At 66.2% G+C, this 14,953-nt stretch carries 12 protein-coding genes; 4 read left to right on the top strand and 8 right to left on the bottom strand.

Annotated elements, in window-relative coordinates; translation table 11 throughout:
- The first annotated feature begins 290 nt into the window (after positions 1-290).
- Positions 291-1,307: a dTDP-glucose 4,6-dehydratase gene (gene rfbB / locus KV110_RS00860; RefSeq protein WP_218472641.1), complete on the top strand. Its 1,017-nt coding sequence runs from the start codon at positions 291-293 to the stop codon at positions 1,305-1,307.
- 12 nt (positions 1,308-1,319) lie between these two features.
- Here the strand turns inward: rfbB and KV110_RS00865 are convergent, their stop codons facing one another.
- Complete coding sequence (locus tag KV110_RS00865; RefSeq protein WP_218472642.1) at positions 1,320-2,912, bottom strand: DUF2142 domain-containing protein; 1,593 nt, start codon at positions 2,910-2,912, stop codon at positions 1,320-1,322.
- A complete protein-coding gene (locus tag KV110_RS00870) occupies positions 2,909-3,901 on the bottom strand; it encodes a glycosyltransferase (RefSeq protein ID WP_218472643.1) in 993 nt (330 codons plus the stop codon). The genes KV110_RS00865 and KV110_RS00870 overlap by 4 nt, the downstream gene beginning before the upstream one ends.
- A gap of 147 nt (positions 3,902-4,048) precedes the next feature.
- On the opposite strand from KV110_RS00870, the gene KV110_RS00875 reads away from it, so the two are divergent.
- Both KV110_RS00875 and KV110_RS00880 read left to right on the top strand, forming a co-directional pair.
- Positions 4,049-4,597, top strand: a complete 549-nt coding sequence (locus KV110_RS00875; protein WP_218472644.1) for a GtrA family protein — start codon at positions 4,049-4,051, stop codon at positions 4,595-4,597.
- 123 nt (positions 4,598-4,720) lie between these two features.
- Entirely contained in the window at positions 4,721-6,622 is a 1,902-nt protein-coding gene (locus KV110_RS00880) for a glycosyltransferase (RefSeq protein WP_218472645.1), read from the top strand.
- 137 nt (positions 6,623-6,759) lie between these two features.
- On the opposite strand, the gene KV110_RS00885 is transcribed toward KV110_RS00880, so the two are convergent.
- The 6 genes from KV110_RS00885 to KV110_RS00910 all read right to left on the bottom strand — a co-directional run bounded on the left by KV110_RS00885 (position 6,760) and on the right by KV110_RS00910 (position 13,002).
- Positions 6,760-7,611, bottom strand: coding sequence for an SDR family oxidoreductase (locus tag KV110_RS00885; RefSeq protein ID WP_218472646.1), 852 nt, complete (start codon positions 7,609-7,611; stop codon positions 6,760-6,762).
- 411 nt (positions 7,612-8,022) lie between these two features.
- Positions 8,023-9,069 (bottom strand): ribosome small subunit-dependent GTPase A, encoded by a 1,047-nt coding sequence (gene rsgA / locus KV110_RS00890; protein WP_218472647.1) that lies wholly within the window; start codon positions 9,067-9,069, stop codon positions 8,023-8,025.
- 233 nt (positions 9,070-9,302) lie between these two features.
- A complete protein-coding gene (gene glfT1 / locus KV110_RS00895; RefSeq protein ID WP_246634292.1) occupies positions 9,303-10,424 on the bottom strand; it encodes a galactofuranosyltransferase GlfT1 in 1,122 nt (373 codons plus the stop codon).
- Positions 10,421-11,260, bottom strand: a complete 840-nt coding sequence (gene wzt / locus KV110_RS00900; protein WP_218472648.1) for a galactan export ABC transporter ATP-binding subunit Wzt/RfbE — start codon at positions 11,258-11,260, stop codon at positions 10,421-10,423. The genes glfT1 and wzt overlap by 4 nt, the downstream gene beginning before the upstream one ends.
- A gap of 10 nt (positions 11,261-11,270) precedes the next feature.
- A complete protein-coding gene (gene wzm / locus KV110_RS00905) occupies positions 11,271-12,173 on the bottom strand; it encodes a galactan export ABC transporter permease subunit Wzm/RfbD (protein WP_218472649.1) in 903 nt (300 codons plus the stop codon).
- A gap of 235 nt (positions 12,174-12,408) precedes the next feature.
- Complete coding sequence (locus tag KV110_RS00910) at positions 12,409-13,002, bottom strand: bacterial proteasome activator family protein (protein ID WP_218472650.1); 594 nt, start codon at positions 13,000-13,002, stop codon at positions 12,409-12,411.
- 286 nt (positions 13,003-13,288) lie between these two features.
- On the opposite strand from KV110_RS00910, the gene KV110_RS00915 reads away from it, so the two are divergent.
- Complete coding sequence (locus KV110_RS00915) at positions 13,289-14,491, top strand: cysteine desulfurase-like protein (protein ID WP_218472651.1); 1,203 nt, start codon at positions 13,289-13,291, stop codon at positions 14,489-14,491.
- The last annotated feature ends 462 nt before the right edge of the window (positions 14,492-14,953 follow it).

The following is a 14,953-nucleotide window of genomic DNA, read 5'->3' on the forward strand; positions in this document are numbered from 1 at the left end:
GAAGCGTTCGGAGGGGACTAGACGATGGAAATCTAGACCAGCTAACGAGTGGTGAACCCGTTGTGACCCTTTATTCAAATTTTGTTCACCAAAGAGACCCATGGCATGGTGGGGTCGCGGAAATGTGCACGCCGACCGGGGTTTTGGGCAACAAAGCGAACTGGGCGTCCTATATCTACCGGAGAGTATGAGACCAAGGTCACAGAGCGCAACTCTGGCGGATCGGCCCCGAGATTGCCTGGCCCGGCATCGATCCCGCTTCCGCCCGCCGGGCGAAGTAGAGTCATGGGGTGCGATTGCTTGTCACCGGCGGAGCCGGATTCATCGGAGCCAACTTCGTCAAGCAGACCATTGTCGACCATCCCGACACCACGGTAACCGTTCTCGATGCGTTGACTTATGCGGGGAATCGGGCATCACTCGACCCGGTAGCCGACCGCATCGATTTCGTGCACGGCGATATCGCGGACCTGGATCTGGTCGATGAGCTCGTCAGTGGGGTAGACGCGGTGGTGCATTTCGCCGCCGAATCACACAATGACAACTCCCTGGCCGATCCGTGGCCATTCGTGCAGACCAATATCGTCGGCACCTATTCGCTGCTGCAGGCCGTGCGCCGCTACGACGTGCGTTATCACCACGTGTCCACCGACGAGGTCTACGGCGATCTCACGCCGGACGAGCCCGCGTTCACCGAGCAGACCCCGTACAACCCGTCGAGCCCGTACTCGGCCACCAAGGCATCCAGTGACCTGCTGGTGCGCGCCTGGACCCGCTCGTTCGGTGTCCGCGCCACCCTGTCCAACTGCAGCAACAACTACGGGCCCTATCAGCATGTGGAGAAGTTCATTCCACGCCAGATCACCAACCTGATCGACGGCGTCCGGCCCCGGCTCTACGGCGCGGGCCATCAGGTGCGCGACTGGATCCACGTCGACGACCACAACCGCGCGGTGTGGGACATCTTGGAGCGCGGCCGAATCGGGCAGACCTACCTGATCGGCGCCAAGGGCGAGCTCGACAACAAGACCGTGGTGCGGATGATCCTGGAAGCCTTCGATCGTGACCCGGACGATTTCGACCACGTCACCGACCGGCCGGGCCACGACCAGCGCTACGCGATCGACGCGACGCTACTGCGCACCGAACTCGGCTGGACCCCCCGCTACGCCGACTTCCGCGCCGGACTCGCCGCGACCGTCCAGTGGTACCGTGACAACGAATCCTGGTGGCGCCCATATAAAGCCATCACCGAGCGGGCCTACGTGGCAGCGGGCGAACAGACCCTCAGCGGCGCAACGGAATAGCCGCCGGGGGGTTCAGCCCCAGACGATGTCGTAGTACTTCCACGCCGCCGCGGTCAGCGCGACGACAGTCGCGACGATGACCGTGACCGCCGGGCCGACGGTGGGCGTCTTGCCCGCGATGTCGGTGAGCCGCAATGGCATCCAGCGCAGCAGCACCGCGAATGCGACGATCGCCAGCGGCACGAAGTAGCGGCCCTGTACGCCGTCGATGATGTAGTAGCCGACCGGCGTGAACGACATGTACAGCGTCACGTAGATCATCGCCACGCTGGCCGCCACGGTGAGCGCGACCAGTAGGGTGCGCCGGAAGGTGGCCGCGGTCATCCGATCCGCGACGCCGATGCTCACCGCGAAGGCGAACAGGCAGGCCAGCATCGTCAGGGCGGGGACGTCGATGTAGGCGAAGCCGAGCTCGCCGAAGAACTGGCTGAACCACCGCTCGTCGCGCAGCGCGATGCTCTCGCCGAACACGCTGATGAAATGACCGGGGTCGCTGAGGATTCCGCGCAACTGCTCACCCGGCTTCACCGAATGCCATTGGTGCTCGGGCCGCATCAGGCCCATGCCGTCGCCGGTCGGCGCCGCGATCTTCATCCAGACCGCGAAGACGAGACCACCGGCCACCGCGAAGGCCAACGGAATTGCGCGCCGCCAGCCGGTGAACCCGAACCGGTCCGCGGGCACCAGCACGACGAGCATCGCCAGCAGTACGTAGGTCGGCTTGCTCACCGGCAACAGGATCGTCGCGGCAAGCAGCGCACCGGTTTCCACCCGGCCGAGCCGGTCGCCGAGGAACAGCGCCTTGACCAGCAACGCCGAAACCATGATGGCCAGCGCGTTGGTCATCGTGTCCGCGGTGACGGTGCCCGCTTGGAACACCGCGATCGGCAACACCGCGACGGTGAACGCCAGCCACTGCACCCGATGCCTGCGCAGCGCGTACAGGCCGAAGCCGACCACCGACAAGTAGGCGAGCAGCCCGGCGAGCCTGGTCAGCGCGATCGTCCCGCCGACGTCGAGACCGAACAACTCGGCGAGCCGAATGCCAACGGCGGCAGGGATATACGGCACCGGCGAGTAGGCGGCGGTGTTGGTGAACCAGACCGGTTCGGTGTCGTCGGACACCGCGGCCCCGCCGAGCCGGTCGTACGCGCCGGGGTCCTCGACCATCGAGCCGGGTTCTTCGGGGTTGGTCGTGTAGTCCCGCAGCGCGTAGCCCATCAGGGCGGTGATGCTGGCCGGGACGTCGCCGCCGTAGGCGACGCCGCGGGTGTCCTTGATCTGCTGCGGCAGCAACCCGCCGTGCGCGACCTGGTAGGCGCGGCCGAACTGGGTGATCTCGTCATGGCCCCAGAAGGGCGGGGTGAGGACCGTGAACAGTCCGCCGAAGATCGCGACGAGGACGGTGAAGGCCACCGTCGCCGCACCGAGGCGCGTCACGATCCTGGCTGCGAAATCGCGGGCGGCGTTCGACGAGGTCGAGCTGTCAGCGCTGCCGGCCGATTTGGTCGCGCCGTTGGCCTGCGCCGATCCGGGGGACGTCTCGTTCAGCGCCTGTTCCGGAACCAATTCCTCCGCCGTGGCTTTGTCCGCGGAGGTGGTCACCGGCCTGCTCCGCCGGTGCGGGCGTCACCGCCGTTGCCGTTCGGATGGAAGTCGTCCGCGCTCACCGCGGAGTAGCGCAGATACACCAGGCGCGCGGCCTCGTGCCGCGAGCGCCGGATGCCGTCGAGGATCAGGCCCGCGGTCCAGGCCAGGCTGCCGAGCAGCAGCAACGTGAAGCCGAGGAACAGGGTCGGGAAACGCGGCACCTCGCCGGTGTTGTAGAACTCGATGACGATCGGGATGCTCAGGATGATCGAAACCAGCCAGCTCAGCGTGCCGAACAGGCCGTAGAAAGCGACCGGCCGCTCGTGCCTGGCCAGGCCGATGATCAGCGCCAGGATCTTGAACCCGTCGTGGTAGGTGCGAAGCTTGCTCTCGCTGCCCGCGGGGCGGTCGCGGAAACCGACCGGCACCGCGGTCCGCGGCACCCGAAGATGCAGCGAGTGCACGGTCAGCTCGGTTTCGATCTCGAACTCGCGGGAGACGGCGGGGAAGCTCTTCACGAACCGGCGGGAGAACACCCGGAAGCCACTGAGCATGTCTTCGACGTTCTCGCCGAACACCTTGCCGACCACGCCGTTGAGCACCTTGTTGCCGGTCTCGTGGCCGGTCCGGTACGCCGAGCCGCTCTCGTCCTGCCTGCGGACGCCGAGCACGTGGTCGTAGGGGCCGTCGAGCAGCGTCTTGATCATCAGCGGCGCGGCCGACGCCTCGTAGGTGTCGTCGCCATCGATCATCAGATAGACATCGGCCTCGATGTCGGCGAAGGCGCGGCGCACCACGTTGCCCTTGCCCTTGGTGTGCTCGTGGCGCACGATCGCACCGGCCTCGCGGGCGCGTTCGGCGGTGGCGTCCGTACTCAGGTTGTCGTAGACATAGACGACGATTCCCGGCACGGCGGCCTGCAGGTCGGCCACGACCTTGGCGACGGCAGCCTCTTCGTTGTGGCACGGCACCACGGCGGCAATACGAAGCTCGGTGGAGTCCACCCGGGTCAATCCTCGCGATCGGTGGTGAATGTGGGAACACCGGGAGGGTACAGGGAACTCACCGCTGACGCGTGGCCGACCTCACCGCGCAGCGGGCGGAATTTCCGCCCGGGGCACGTCGTGTCGGGGCTGCGGTACCGTCGGGCCGTGCCAACCAGTGAGTCGACCGCGCAGGCGGGCGCGACCGTACCTCCCGCCGATGGTTCGTTAGTTCGGAAGGTGCTCACCGCGCTACGGCAGGGCAGTGCGTTCCTGGTGGTCGGAGCCATCGGCTTCCTCGTCGACGCGGGCACCTACAACCTCCTGGTCTTCTGGGGTGGCGAGGGCGTGCTTTATCACTACCCGTTGCCAGCCAAGATCATCGCGATCGCGGTGGCGACGGTGGTCACCTATTTCGGTAACAAGTGGTGGACCTTCGCGCACAAGAAGACGGATAATCCAGGGCGCGAATATCTTCTCTATGCCGTCTTCAATGTTGTCGCGATCGGCCTGCAACTGGGGTGTCTCGGCTTCTCCCGCTACGTCCTCGACCTGTCCTCACCGCTGTCGGACAACATCTCTGGAACGCTCATTGGCCAGATGGTGGCGGTCATCTTCCGCTACTGGGCCTACGACAAGTTCGTCTTCACCGGGGCGCGCGAACGCGACGACGAAGTCGCGACCGACGCGTCAGCGAATGGTCAGCAACTGCGCTAGGACACGGCGGCATCGCGCCTGAACCGGCAGGTACCGAGGCTGGTTGATATCCTCACCCCCGCCGCGAACGGCATCCAGGGGCGTGTTTGTCCCGTCCGGCACGATAACGATTTCGAGGACTTCATGGATCAGTCGGCTACCCAGGCCGTTACCGAAACGAACGATCGAGCGCCGGCCGTTGACGCCCCGGCCTCGCTGCGCTCCGACCACCGGGCGCCGGATCGGCTGGTGTTGCAGCGCGGCATCTTCTCCGGTCCGTCGGCGAAGGTGAGCGACGAGCTGTATGCCGTGGTCAAGGGTCGCGCGCATCGGGAACGGCAGGTGCTGCGGCTGGAGAAGGGTGCGGCCGCGCACACCAACACCTACTTCGGCCGGTTCGCGGCCAGTTATTGGCAGCGCTGGACCACCGTCACCGAGGTGCGGGCGGCCATGGTGCTCGACGTGACCAAGAAGGCGCGGGTCCGTCTCGTCGCCTCCGATATCGCGGGGCACCGCCGGATCATCGACACCGCGCAGGTCACCGCGAGCGGCCCGCTTACGCTGACCGCGCCGCTGGACCAGTACGTCGACGGCGGCGCGATCTGGCTCGAATTCGACGCCATCGGCGGCGACCTCGGCATCACCGAGGTCAGCTGGACCACGGCGGCGCCGGACCGCATCCGTCCCGTCGCGATCGCCATCTGCACGTTCAACCGGGCCGAGGACTGCGCGCACACGGTCGCGGCGCTGGCCTCCGACGACGTCGTGCTCGACGCGATCGACGCGGTGTACGTGGTGGACCAGGGCACCGACCTGGTGGCGAACCGGCCGCGCTACCAGGAGGTCGTCCCGGTCTTCGGCGACAAGCTGCGCTACATCCGGCAGCCGAATCTCGGTGGGGCGGGCGGCTTCACGCGCGGGCTCTACGAGGTGTCCGCGGCCAACGAGCACGCCGACGTCATCCTGATGGACGACGACATCCTGTGCGAGCCGGAAACGGTGTTGCGGCTCAACGCCTTCGCCAACATGACGGTGGAGCCGACCCTGGTCGGCGCCCAGATGCTGTTCCTGCTCAATCCCGATTACCTCAATGTCGGCGCCGAAGAGGTGCACCTGCAGGAGCTGCGGCACGGGCAGAAGGTGCCGAAGGCGTTGCGCAACACCAGCATGCTCAAGCGCAACCAGGAACGTCGCGTCGACGCGGGCTACAACGCTTGGTGGACCTGCCTGATTCCGGCCGAGGTGGTCGCCAAGATCGGACTGCCCGTCCCGATCTTCTTCCAGTGGGACGACGTCGAATACGGCATCCGGGCGCGCGAGAACGGTTTCGTCACGGTCACCCTGCCGAATGCGGCGGTGTGGCACGCGGACTTCTACTGGAAGGACTACGACGACTGGGCGCGTTACTTCAGCACGCGCAATTCGTTGATCGTCGGCTCGCTGCACACCGATCTGGACGGAAAGGCGATCACCCGCAAGCTGTTCCGTGAACTGGCCGAACAGCTGGTCGCCATGCAGTACGGCTTGGTGCACACCACGCTGCAAGGTATCGAGGACTTCCTGCAAGGCCCGAAGGTGTTGCAGGACGGCGGCATCGCCGCGCTGGCCGCCGCGCGCGGTAGCCGGGCGGACTATCCGGAGACGATCAAGCACCCCGCCTCGACACCGCCGGTGCGTTCCGGTGACATCCAATTGCGCCGCGCCACCGGCGAACCGAGCAGGCCGATGCTCGTGCTGATCAAGCGAGCCATCAACCAGTGGTTCGGCCGCACCCAACACGGCATCATCGGCGTCACCCGCGAAGACGCGCACTGGTGGCATGTTTCGCTGTTCGACCACGTGGTAGTCACCGACGCCTCGCAGTCCGGTGTCCGAGTCCGCCAACGGGACAAGGCGCGGGCCCGGCAACTGCTCCGCCGCACCATCCGCGTGCTGCGCCGCCTACGCCGCGAACTACCCACGCTGCAGCAGCAGTACCGCGCCGCCGTACCCGAACTGACCAGCCGCGCGAACTGGGAGCGGTTGTACGGCATCAAGCCGGAATAGGTCGCCGCACAAGAACTCTGAGAGATGCGTCGAGCCGCCCCAGGTCTGGGGCGGCTCGACGTACTTCAGGGCTGCTCGTCATTCGAGATGAATCCGCGGCCGATCGCACTGAGTCCCGACGTCGGCCGGAGTAGTGCTCAGAGGAACAAGTCGGTGGTGAGTTCGCCGTCGCCGGGGACCACGCGGTACTTGTCGAGATCGGTGATGCCGTGGGTGGCGAGGACGTCCTCATCGATGAAGAAGTTGCCGGTCGTGTCCTTGGCTGGGGACGTGAGCACCAGGTAGGCGGCGTCGGCGTAGATGTCGGGGGTGCGTGAGGTGGCGATCATCTCCTCGCCGCCGAGCAGGTTCTTCACCGCGGCGGTGGCGATGGTGGTGCGCGGCCACAGCGAGTTCACGCCGACGCCGTCGTTTTTCAGCTCCTCCGCCAAACCCAATGTGGTGAGCGACATTCCGTACTTGGCGATGGTGTAGCCCAGTGCCGTGCCCGCCCACTTGGGGTCGAGGTTCAGCGGCGGGGACAGGGTGAGGATGTGCGGATTGCGTTCGGCCGCAGCGGATGCGCGCAGGTGCGGGATGCTCAGCTTGGACAGCAGGAAGCTGCCTCGGCAGTTGATGTCCTGCATCAGGTCGTATTTCTTCATCGACAGCGCGTCGGTGGGGGACAGGTCGATCGCGGAGGCGTTGTTCACCACGATGTCGATCCCGCCGAACCGCTCGACCGTCTGCCGCACAGCCTCGGCCACCGACTCATCGATGCGCACATCGCCGACGAACGGCAGCACCTGACCGCCCGCCGCCTCGAGTTCCGCGGCCGCGGTATGGATGGTGCCGGGAAGCTTGGGGTGCGGCTGATCCGTCTTGGCGATCAAGGTGATGTTCGCGCCGTCCGCCGCTGCCCGCTTAGCGATCTCCAGCCCGATACCCCGGCTGCCACCCGACATGATCATCGTCCGGCCTGTGAGCGGCTTAGATCCCGGTTCCGTCATTAACCTGCTCCTGTCGTCTGCGCCGCGAGCACCCCCGCAGCCTTCCGCCCTTTGCACACTAAGCGTAAACCCCCGCCCTATGCAACCAGTTGCATAGGGCGGGGTTCATGATCAACGGGCCGTGCCTGAGCGGCTACTCGCACTATGGCACGGCCATGTCCCGTTGGGCCACGGCCCACCGGGTGCGGATGTGATCAACGGGACATGGCTGAGCGCCCACGCGCCCATGCCGCAGCTGTGTCCCGTCCGTGGCCACGGTCCACCAGGGTGGTTGGTGCTCGACGGGACGTGTCTGAGCGGTTACCCGCACTATGGCGCGGCCATGTCCCGTTGATCATGGCCGGGCCGGATGCGGGGCGGGCGGGCGCTGATCGCCGACTGCGTGCCGCCCGCCTCGCGTTCTGGGGTGGGTCAGCGGCGGGGGCCTCGTTCTCGGTAGGCCTGGCGCTGCTGTTTGATGATGCTTCGCCAGTTGCGGTCGCGTTCGGCTTGCAGGCGCTTGTCGGTGCGCGCTGCCATCCAGGCGTTTTCCTTGGCGAGTTTGCGGTAGCTGTCGAAGCGGCGCTGGGTGAGCTCGCCGTTGTCGATGGCTTCCCGGACGGCGCAGCCGGGTTCGCCGTTGTGCGCGCAGTCGCTGAAACGGCAGCGGGCGGCGAGGGATTCGACGTCGCTGAAGGTCTTCTCGATCCCTTCGGCGGCGTCCCATAGCCCGATTCCGCGTAGGCCAGGGGTATCGATGAGGGTGCCGCCGTTGGGCAGCGGCCGCAGCTCCCGATGCACCGTGGTGTGCCGCCCCTTCTTGTCCGCCGCGCGAACGGCGTTGGTGGCGAACACTTCTTGCCCGAGCAGGGCATTGGCGAGGGTGGACTTGCCCGCGCCTGACGGACCGATCAGCGCCACCGTCCCGTCGAGCATGGCGCCGAGTACGTCCAGCCCGACCCCGTTGCTGGCACTCACCGTGAGCACCGCGGCGCCGGGCGCGACAGCCCGCACTTCCTCGATCGGAATATCGTCTGCCGCATCCGCTTTGGTGAGCACCACCAAGGGTTGCGCATTGCTCTCCCAGGCCAGCGCGAGCATCCGCTCGATCCGCCCCAGATCGACATCCGCGTCGGCGGCCGTGCACAACAGCACCGTGTCGACATTGGCGGCGAGCACCTGCCCTTGCGACCGGCCGGACACCGACGACCGCATGATCGCCGACCGCCGTGGAAGCAACTGCCGCACAGCCGGTTCGGCGTCGATGGTCACCCAGTCACCGGTGCACAGCCCGCTGACCTCGGAATCCGCCCGAGGGCACCGGGCCCGGGTAACCCCGGTCGGCGTGGCGACATCACATTCGCTGCGATCCATCCGGATAACCCGGGCGGGCACACAGCCTTCCTCGATCATCGAGGCGTATTCATCGGCTACGGCTTCAGTCCAGCCGTAAGGAACAAGAAGGTCGTACTCGACCATGATGGAAGGAATCCTTCGTCGGGCACTGAGCCCGATCGGGACTCAGCGACTGGAGATTGAGGTGGAGTTCCGTGTGGCGGCGTGCACAAGCACAGCTCGACCGCACACGACAATCCGAACGTTCCTGGTCACGGTCCACACCTCCTTGCCTCTCTCGCAGTTGCTCCCCACCCTGACATGCCCCGTTCACCCGCGCAACCGAATTAACGTCCGGCGCGGGTACCGACGGACGGCTAGGGCCGCTGGTCGGGTTTGCCGAATTGCTCGTGCCGCCCGAGGGAGCGCAGATGGAACCATTCGCGCAGGCCCGCGGGGTCGCGGCGGGTGACGAGGAAGAACCAGGAGAAGCGGATCCATTCCTGGGGGAGGAGTTTGCGCATGCCGGGCTGCGACATCAGGTAGCCACGGTTGCGGTAGGTGAAGTAGCGCTTCACCGGGTCGTCGGGGTATTGGGTGTGCATCCGGCCGCCGAGGATCGGCTTGAATTCGGCGGCGCCGTTGGGGTGCAGGTACGCGGTCTGCAGACAGGTACCGAACGGCAGGCCGGAACGCACCAGCCTGCGATGCACCTCGACCTCGTCGCCGCGCACGAACAGCCGCAGGTCGGGCACGCCGATCACGTCGACCGCCTTGGCGGAGATGAGGGCGCCGTTGAACAGTGAGGCGATGCCGGGTAGGAAATCCTCGTCGCCGAGTTCGGAACGCAACCGCCGCCAGACCACACCGCGACGCAGCGGGAAGGCGAGCTGGTCCGGTTCATCGATGTCGCAGACCACCGGCGACACCTCGACGAGTCCGTGTCGCCGTGCGCAATCCAGCAGGGTGGCAAGGACTTCCGGTCCTTCGGGCCTGCCGTCGTCATCGGCCAGCCACACCCAGTCCGCGCCCATGCTCAGCGCGTGCAGCATGCCGAGCGCGAAACCGCCCGCGCCGCCGAGGTTGTGCGCCGAACCGAGATAGGTGGCTTCGATCGGCTGGTCCCGGACCAGGTCGGCGACCTCGGACTCGTTGGCATTGTCGACAACGATCAGGTGATCGACCGGACGAGACTGGGACGCAATGACTTTCAGCGACTCGGCGAGCAGTTCGCGGCGCTTGTGGGTGACCACGACCGCGACGATCCGCGCATCCGGACCGGTGCCGCCGGAGCTCTGTGTCGCGGCTTCGGCCGCCGGTGGTGTCGCGTCGTCGGAGTGTGCGGGGGCGCTAGCCGCTTGGGCCACTTCGGGTTTCGAGTCTGCCGCGGATTCGCCGACGCTCGCGGACACCGCAGCGCCGGGCTGCTCGGGCGCGGAGTCGACCCGGGCATCCGCCCCGGTCTCGATCGGGGTGTCCTGCCCGGTCGGCTCACTCATGCCTGATTCCGCTCCAGTTCTCGTTCGGTTCCCATGGTCCGTTCGGCTTCCATTTCCCGCAGCACGGTCGCGACGTGGTTGCCCGCGTCCGGACCTTCATAGGCTCGCACCACTTCTTCGATACCGCCACGCAAACGGATCTGACCGTGATCGATCCACAGCGCCGAATCGCAGAGTTGCGCGAGGAATTCGTTGGAATGGCTGGCGAATACCAGGATGCCCGATCGGGCCACCAATTTCTGCAGGCGCAGCCGGGCCTTCTTCATGAATTCGGCGTCCACCGCGCCGATGCCCTCGTCCAGCAGCAGGATCTCCGGGTCGATCGAGGTCACCACGCCCATGGCGAGGCGCACCCGCATGCCGGTGGAGTAGGTCCGCAGCGGCATGGACAGATATTCGCCGAGCTCGGTGAAATCGGCGATCTCGTCGATCTTGGCCAGCATCTGCTTGCGCGTCTGCCCGAGAAAAAGGCCGCGAATGATGATGTTCTCGTAGCCGGAGATTTCCGGATCCATGCCGACACCGAGATCGAACACCGGCGCCACCCGGCCGCGGATGCGCGCGCTGCCCCTTGACGGTTCGTAGATGCCCGAAAGCAGCCGCAGCAGGGTCGATTTGCCCGCGCCGTTGTGGCCGACCAGGCCGACCTTGTCGCCTTCCTTCAGCGACAGCGTGATGTCGCGCAGCGCCTCGACCACCACCACGTCGGACTGGTTGCGCCCGATCGCGCCGCCCGCCTTGCCGAGGAATGCCTTTTTCAGCGACCGCGATTTGGCGTCGAAGATCGGGAATTCGACCCAGGCGTTGTGGGTTTCGATACTCACATGGTCGGTCATCGAGCCCCTCCTAGACCCAGTACGGCACGCGCGAACGGAACTGCTTCATCGCGAAGATCGCCACGAGCCAGCCGACCACGGTGATGGCGCCGACGATGGCCCAGTGATACAGATGCTGATCGTCGCCGAGCAACGGTGCGCGAATGATCTCCAGGTAGTGGAACGTCGGGATGATCTCGGCCAGTTTCGCTCGTTCACTCACCTGGCCGCCCTGCGACTCCAGGCTTTTCGTATTCCACATCACCGGGGTCAGCACGAACAGCATCAGGGTGAGGCTGCCGAGGATCGGCGCGATATCGCGGTAGCGGGTGCTGAAGATGCCGAACACGATCGACACCCACATCGCGTTGAGGAAAAGCAGACCGAGTGCGGGGATGGCGAATATCGCGGTCCAGTGCAGTTTTTCCCAGACACCGAACGCGATGAGCACCACGAGATAGATCAGCATGTTGTGCGCGAAGAACAGCAGTTGTCGCCATACCAGGCGATAGACATGCACGCTCAGCGCGGACGGCAGCTGTTTGATCAGCCCCTCGTTCGCAATGAATACATCGGAGCCCTCGAGGATGCTCGCGTTGATGACATTCCAGACGATGATGCCGACCGCCACATAGGGCAGGTAGTCCTTGATCGGCTGGTTGAGCAGCGCGGCGTACAGCAGGCCGATCGCGGCCGCCTGTACGCCGGTGGCAATGGTGATCCAGAACGGTCCGAGTACCGACCGGCGATACCGCTGCTTGATGTCCTGCCAGCCGAGCGACAACCACAGTTCCCGTTGTCCGAAGCCGACGCGGAAGTCCTTGAAGGCCCGCTGGAAGGTCTGCGAATCCGACGCGATCGGCTCGACCTCGGCCGACCCGGCGGTGTCCTCGGCGAGCTTCTCCTGCGCGGCAGGCGTCTCCCCAGGACTCATCGGATCCTCTTCCGCCGAGCCGTCATCGGAACGCGCAGAACTGTCGCCGAAGGATTCTTCCTCCGGACGCACAGAGTCATCTGAACGAACTTGGCTGTCATCTGAACGCACTGAGCTCTCTTCAGGACGCCCCGAACTCAGTTCCGAGTCGGGGCGAGCGGCAGCGGCGGGCACGGTGCTCGACACTACCCTTGTACATTCCTACCGACCCGCGTGGCACACGCGGGTCAACGCCTCACAGATACTGCCCGGAACCGCCCGTGACGTGATTGGTTTGGCCGCCGCGCGGGTCGGCCGCGTGGATGCCGGGCGGCAGCGCACCCTGGCGCATCTGCTCGAGTTGCGCCCGCGCCGCCATCTGCTGGGCGAACAGCGCGGTCTGGATGCCGTGGAACAGGCCTTCGAGCCAGCCGACCAGCTGGGCTTGAGCGATCCGCAGCTCGGCGTCGGACGGAATGGCGTCGTCGGTGAAGGGCAGTGTCAGCCGCTCCAGCTCGGCGCGCAGTTCCGGGGCGAGGCCCTGTTCCAGTTCACGCACCGACGACTTGTGGATCTCCTTCAGCCTGCTCCGGCTGGCGTCGTCGAGCGGAGCCGCGCGCACCTCTTCGAGCAGCTGCTTGATCATGGTGCCGATGCGCATCACCTTCGCGGGCTGCTCGACCATGTCGGCGAGCGATTCGCCAGAATCGTCCCGGTCGTCCGACTCGTCCTTCTTGTCCTCGTCGGTCACCACCTGTGCGGTGACGGGCGCGTCCGCCGGGACGACCAACGGGCGGCCATCCGGTCCGACTACGACGATGTGGTCCGGTGCGTCATCCGATTGCGTCATGGTCCCTATCATGTCGCGTCGTTCCAGAACGCGCTAAGCCGGTATTTGAAACCCGTCGGCAAACCACGGACGGACACCAGCTCAACGGGTTGCCACGGGGTGGCGCCGACCGTCTCGCCCGGTCCCTGACAAAGCGACCCGGCGGCGTTCTATTCTGTTCGGGTCGTGTGGTTCGGATTTGCTGAAAGTCGGTTGCCATGCTGAGTCCCAGGTCGCTGTGCCCCCGCTATGACGTGGAGGGGAACACGGTTACACAGGCTCGCCCGCTGCCCTTAGAGTGGCCAACATGACTTACGACGTCGCGAGGGTTCGGGGCCTGATACCGTCCCTCGGCGACGGCTGGATCCATCTCGACCCGCAAGCGGGCATGCTGGTGCCCGATGCGGTATCTCGCGCCGTGTCAACGGGATTCCGAACTTCCTCTTTTTCGCATATCGGCCGCAATGGTGCGGCAGTGCGTAGCGCCGCCATTCTGGACGCGGCTCGCGAGGCGGTGGCGGATCTGGTCGGCGGCGATCCGGCGGGCGTTGTCCTTGGCCCGGACCGGGCGGTGCTGCTCGCCTGGCTGGCCGAGTCGTTGAGCTCGCGGCTCGGGCTCGGCACCGGCATCGTGTTGTCCCGGCTGGACGATGAGGCGAATGTCGCGCCGTGGTTGCGGATCGCCAATCGCTACGGCGCGCATGTGCGCTGGGCCGAGGTGGAGATCGAAACCTGCGAGATGCCGTCCTGGCAGTTCGAGGAATTGATCGGGCCCACCGCGCGATTGGTCGCGCTCACCGCGGCCTCGCCGATCGTCGGCTCCGCACCCGCGGTCCGGGTGGCCGCGGACCGGGTGCACGATGTGGGCGGTCTGCTCGTCGCCGACGCGTTCGGCGCGGCGCCCTACGCGCTCATCGACATCGATGAACTCAATGCCGACGTCGTCGCGCTCAGCGCGCCGGCCTGGGGCGGGCCGCAGATCGGAGCGCTGGTATTCCGCGATCCGGCCTTCCTGGACCGCATTCCCTCGATGTCGTTGAATCCCTATGCCAAGGGCGCCGAGCGGCTCGAGGTGGGTGGACACCAATACGCCCTGCTCGCCGGGCTGACCACCTCGATCGATTTCCTCGCCGGACTCGACGAGCGGGCCCGCGGCAGCAGGCGGCAGCGGCTGGAAATGTCGATCACCTCGCTGCAGGACTATCACGATCAACTGTTCGAGCACCTGATGGACGTGCTGGACAAGATCCCGCACCTGACCGTCATCGGCCGCGCCTCCACCCGAATCCCCACCGTCAGTTTCACTCTCGCGGGCATGCAAGCCGAAAAGGTCGCCGCCAAACTCGCCGACAACCGCATCGGCACCCTCAGCGGAGTGCACGGCGGCAGCCGACTGCTGGACGCCCTCGGCGTCAACGACGAAGGCGGCGCGGTAACCATCGGCCTGGCCCCCTACACCACCAAGTTCGAAATCGACCAACTCGGCCGTGCCCTCGCCGCCATGGAGTAGACGCCCATTTGCGTCACCCTGTCCGCCGCGAGCGAATCCGCCTGCCGCGCATGAATCCGCCTGCCGCGCATGAATCCGGCTGCCGCGCATGAATCCGCCCGCCGCGCACGAACCCGCCCGCCGCGCACGAACCCGCCCGCCGCGCACGAACCCGCCCGCCGCACGCGGAGAGCCTGCCGCACGGAGCAGCCCCCACACGAATTCAGCCTGTCGCGCACAGAACAGCCCGCCACGCACGAATCGGCGCCGCGCGCTCGGAATTGCTAGCGATTTCATGCGCGCCACGACAACCCATGCGCGCCAACAGCGGTGCGGAGCTCGGTCGACCGGCGGCCTCAGCGAGGTTCACGCCGGTGCCGTGCACGGCGTGCTCAGTCTGCCTGCCGCGCACCAGTTTGCGTCCCGCCCTCGAAGCAGCTAGCTATTTAGTGCGCGCCAAGAGGATTCGTCCGCAGGTGCGAG

This window comes from Nocardia iowensis, assembly GCF_019222765.1.
Classification (GTDB): Bacteria; Actinomycetota; Actinomycetes; order Mycobacteriales; family Mycobacteriaceae; genus Nocardia; species Nocardia iowensis.

Excerpts from the sequence above, each read along its gene's own strand:
- KV110_RS00880 (WP_218472645.1), top strand. The coding sequence starts at position 4,721 with ATGGATCAGTCGGCTACCCAGGCCGTTACCGAAACGAACGATCGAGCG.
- KV110_RS00885 (WP_218472646.1), bottom strand. The coding sequence starts at position 7,611 with ATGACGGAACCGGGATCTAAGCCGCTCACAGGCCGGACGATGATCATG.
- rsgA (WP_218472647.1), bottom strand. The coding sequence starts at position 9,069 with ATGGTCGAGTACGACCTTCTTGTTCCTTACGGCTGGACTGAAGCCGTA.
- glfT1 (WP_246634292.1), bottom strand. The coding sequence starts at position 10,424 with ATGAGTGAGCCGACCGGGCAGGACACCCCGATCGAGACCGGGGCGGAT.
- wzt (WP_218472648.1), bottom strand. The coding sequence starts at position 11,260 with ATGACCGACCATGTGAGTATCGAAACCCACAACGCCTGGGTCGAATTC.
- wzm (WP_218472649.1), bottom strand. The coding sequence starts at position 12,173 with ATGAGTCCTGGGGAGACGCCTGCCGCGCAGGAGAAGCTCGCCGAGGAC.
- KV110_RS00910 (WP_218472650.1), bottom strand. The coding sequence starts at position 13,002 with ATGACGCAATCGGATGACGCACCGGACCACATCGTCGTAGTCGGACCG.
- KV110_RS00915 (WP_218472651.1), top strand. The coding sequence starts at position 13,289 with ATGACTTACGACGTCGCGAGGGTTCGGGGCCTGATACCGTCCCTCGGC.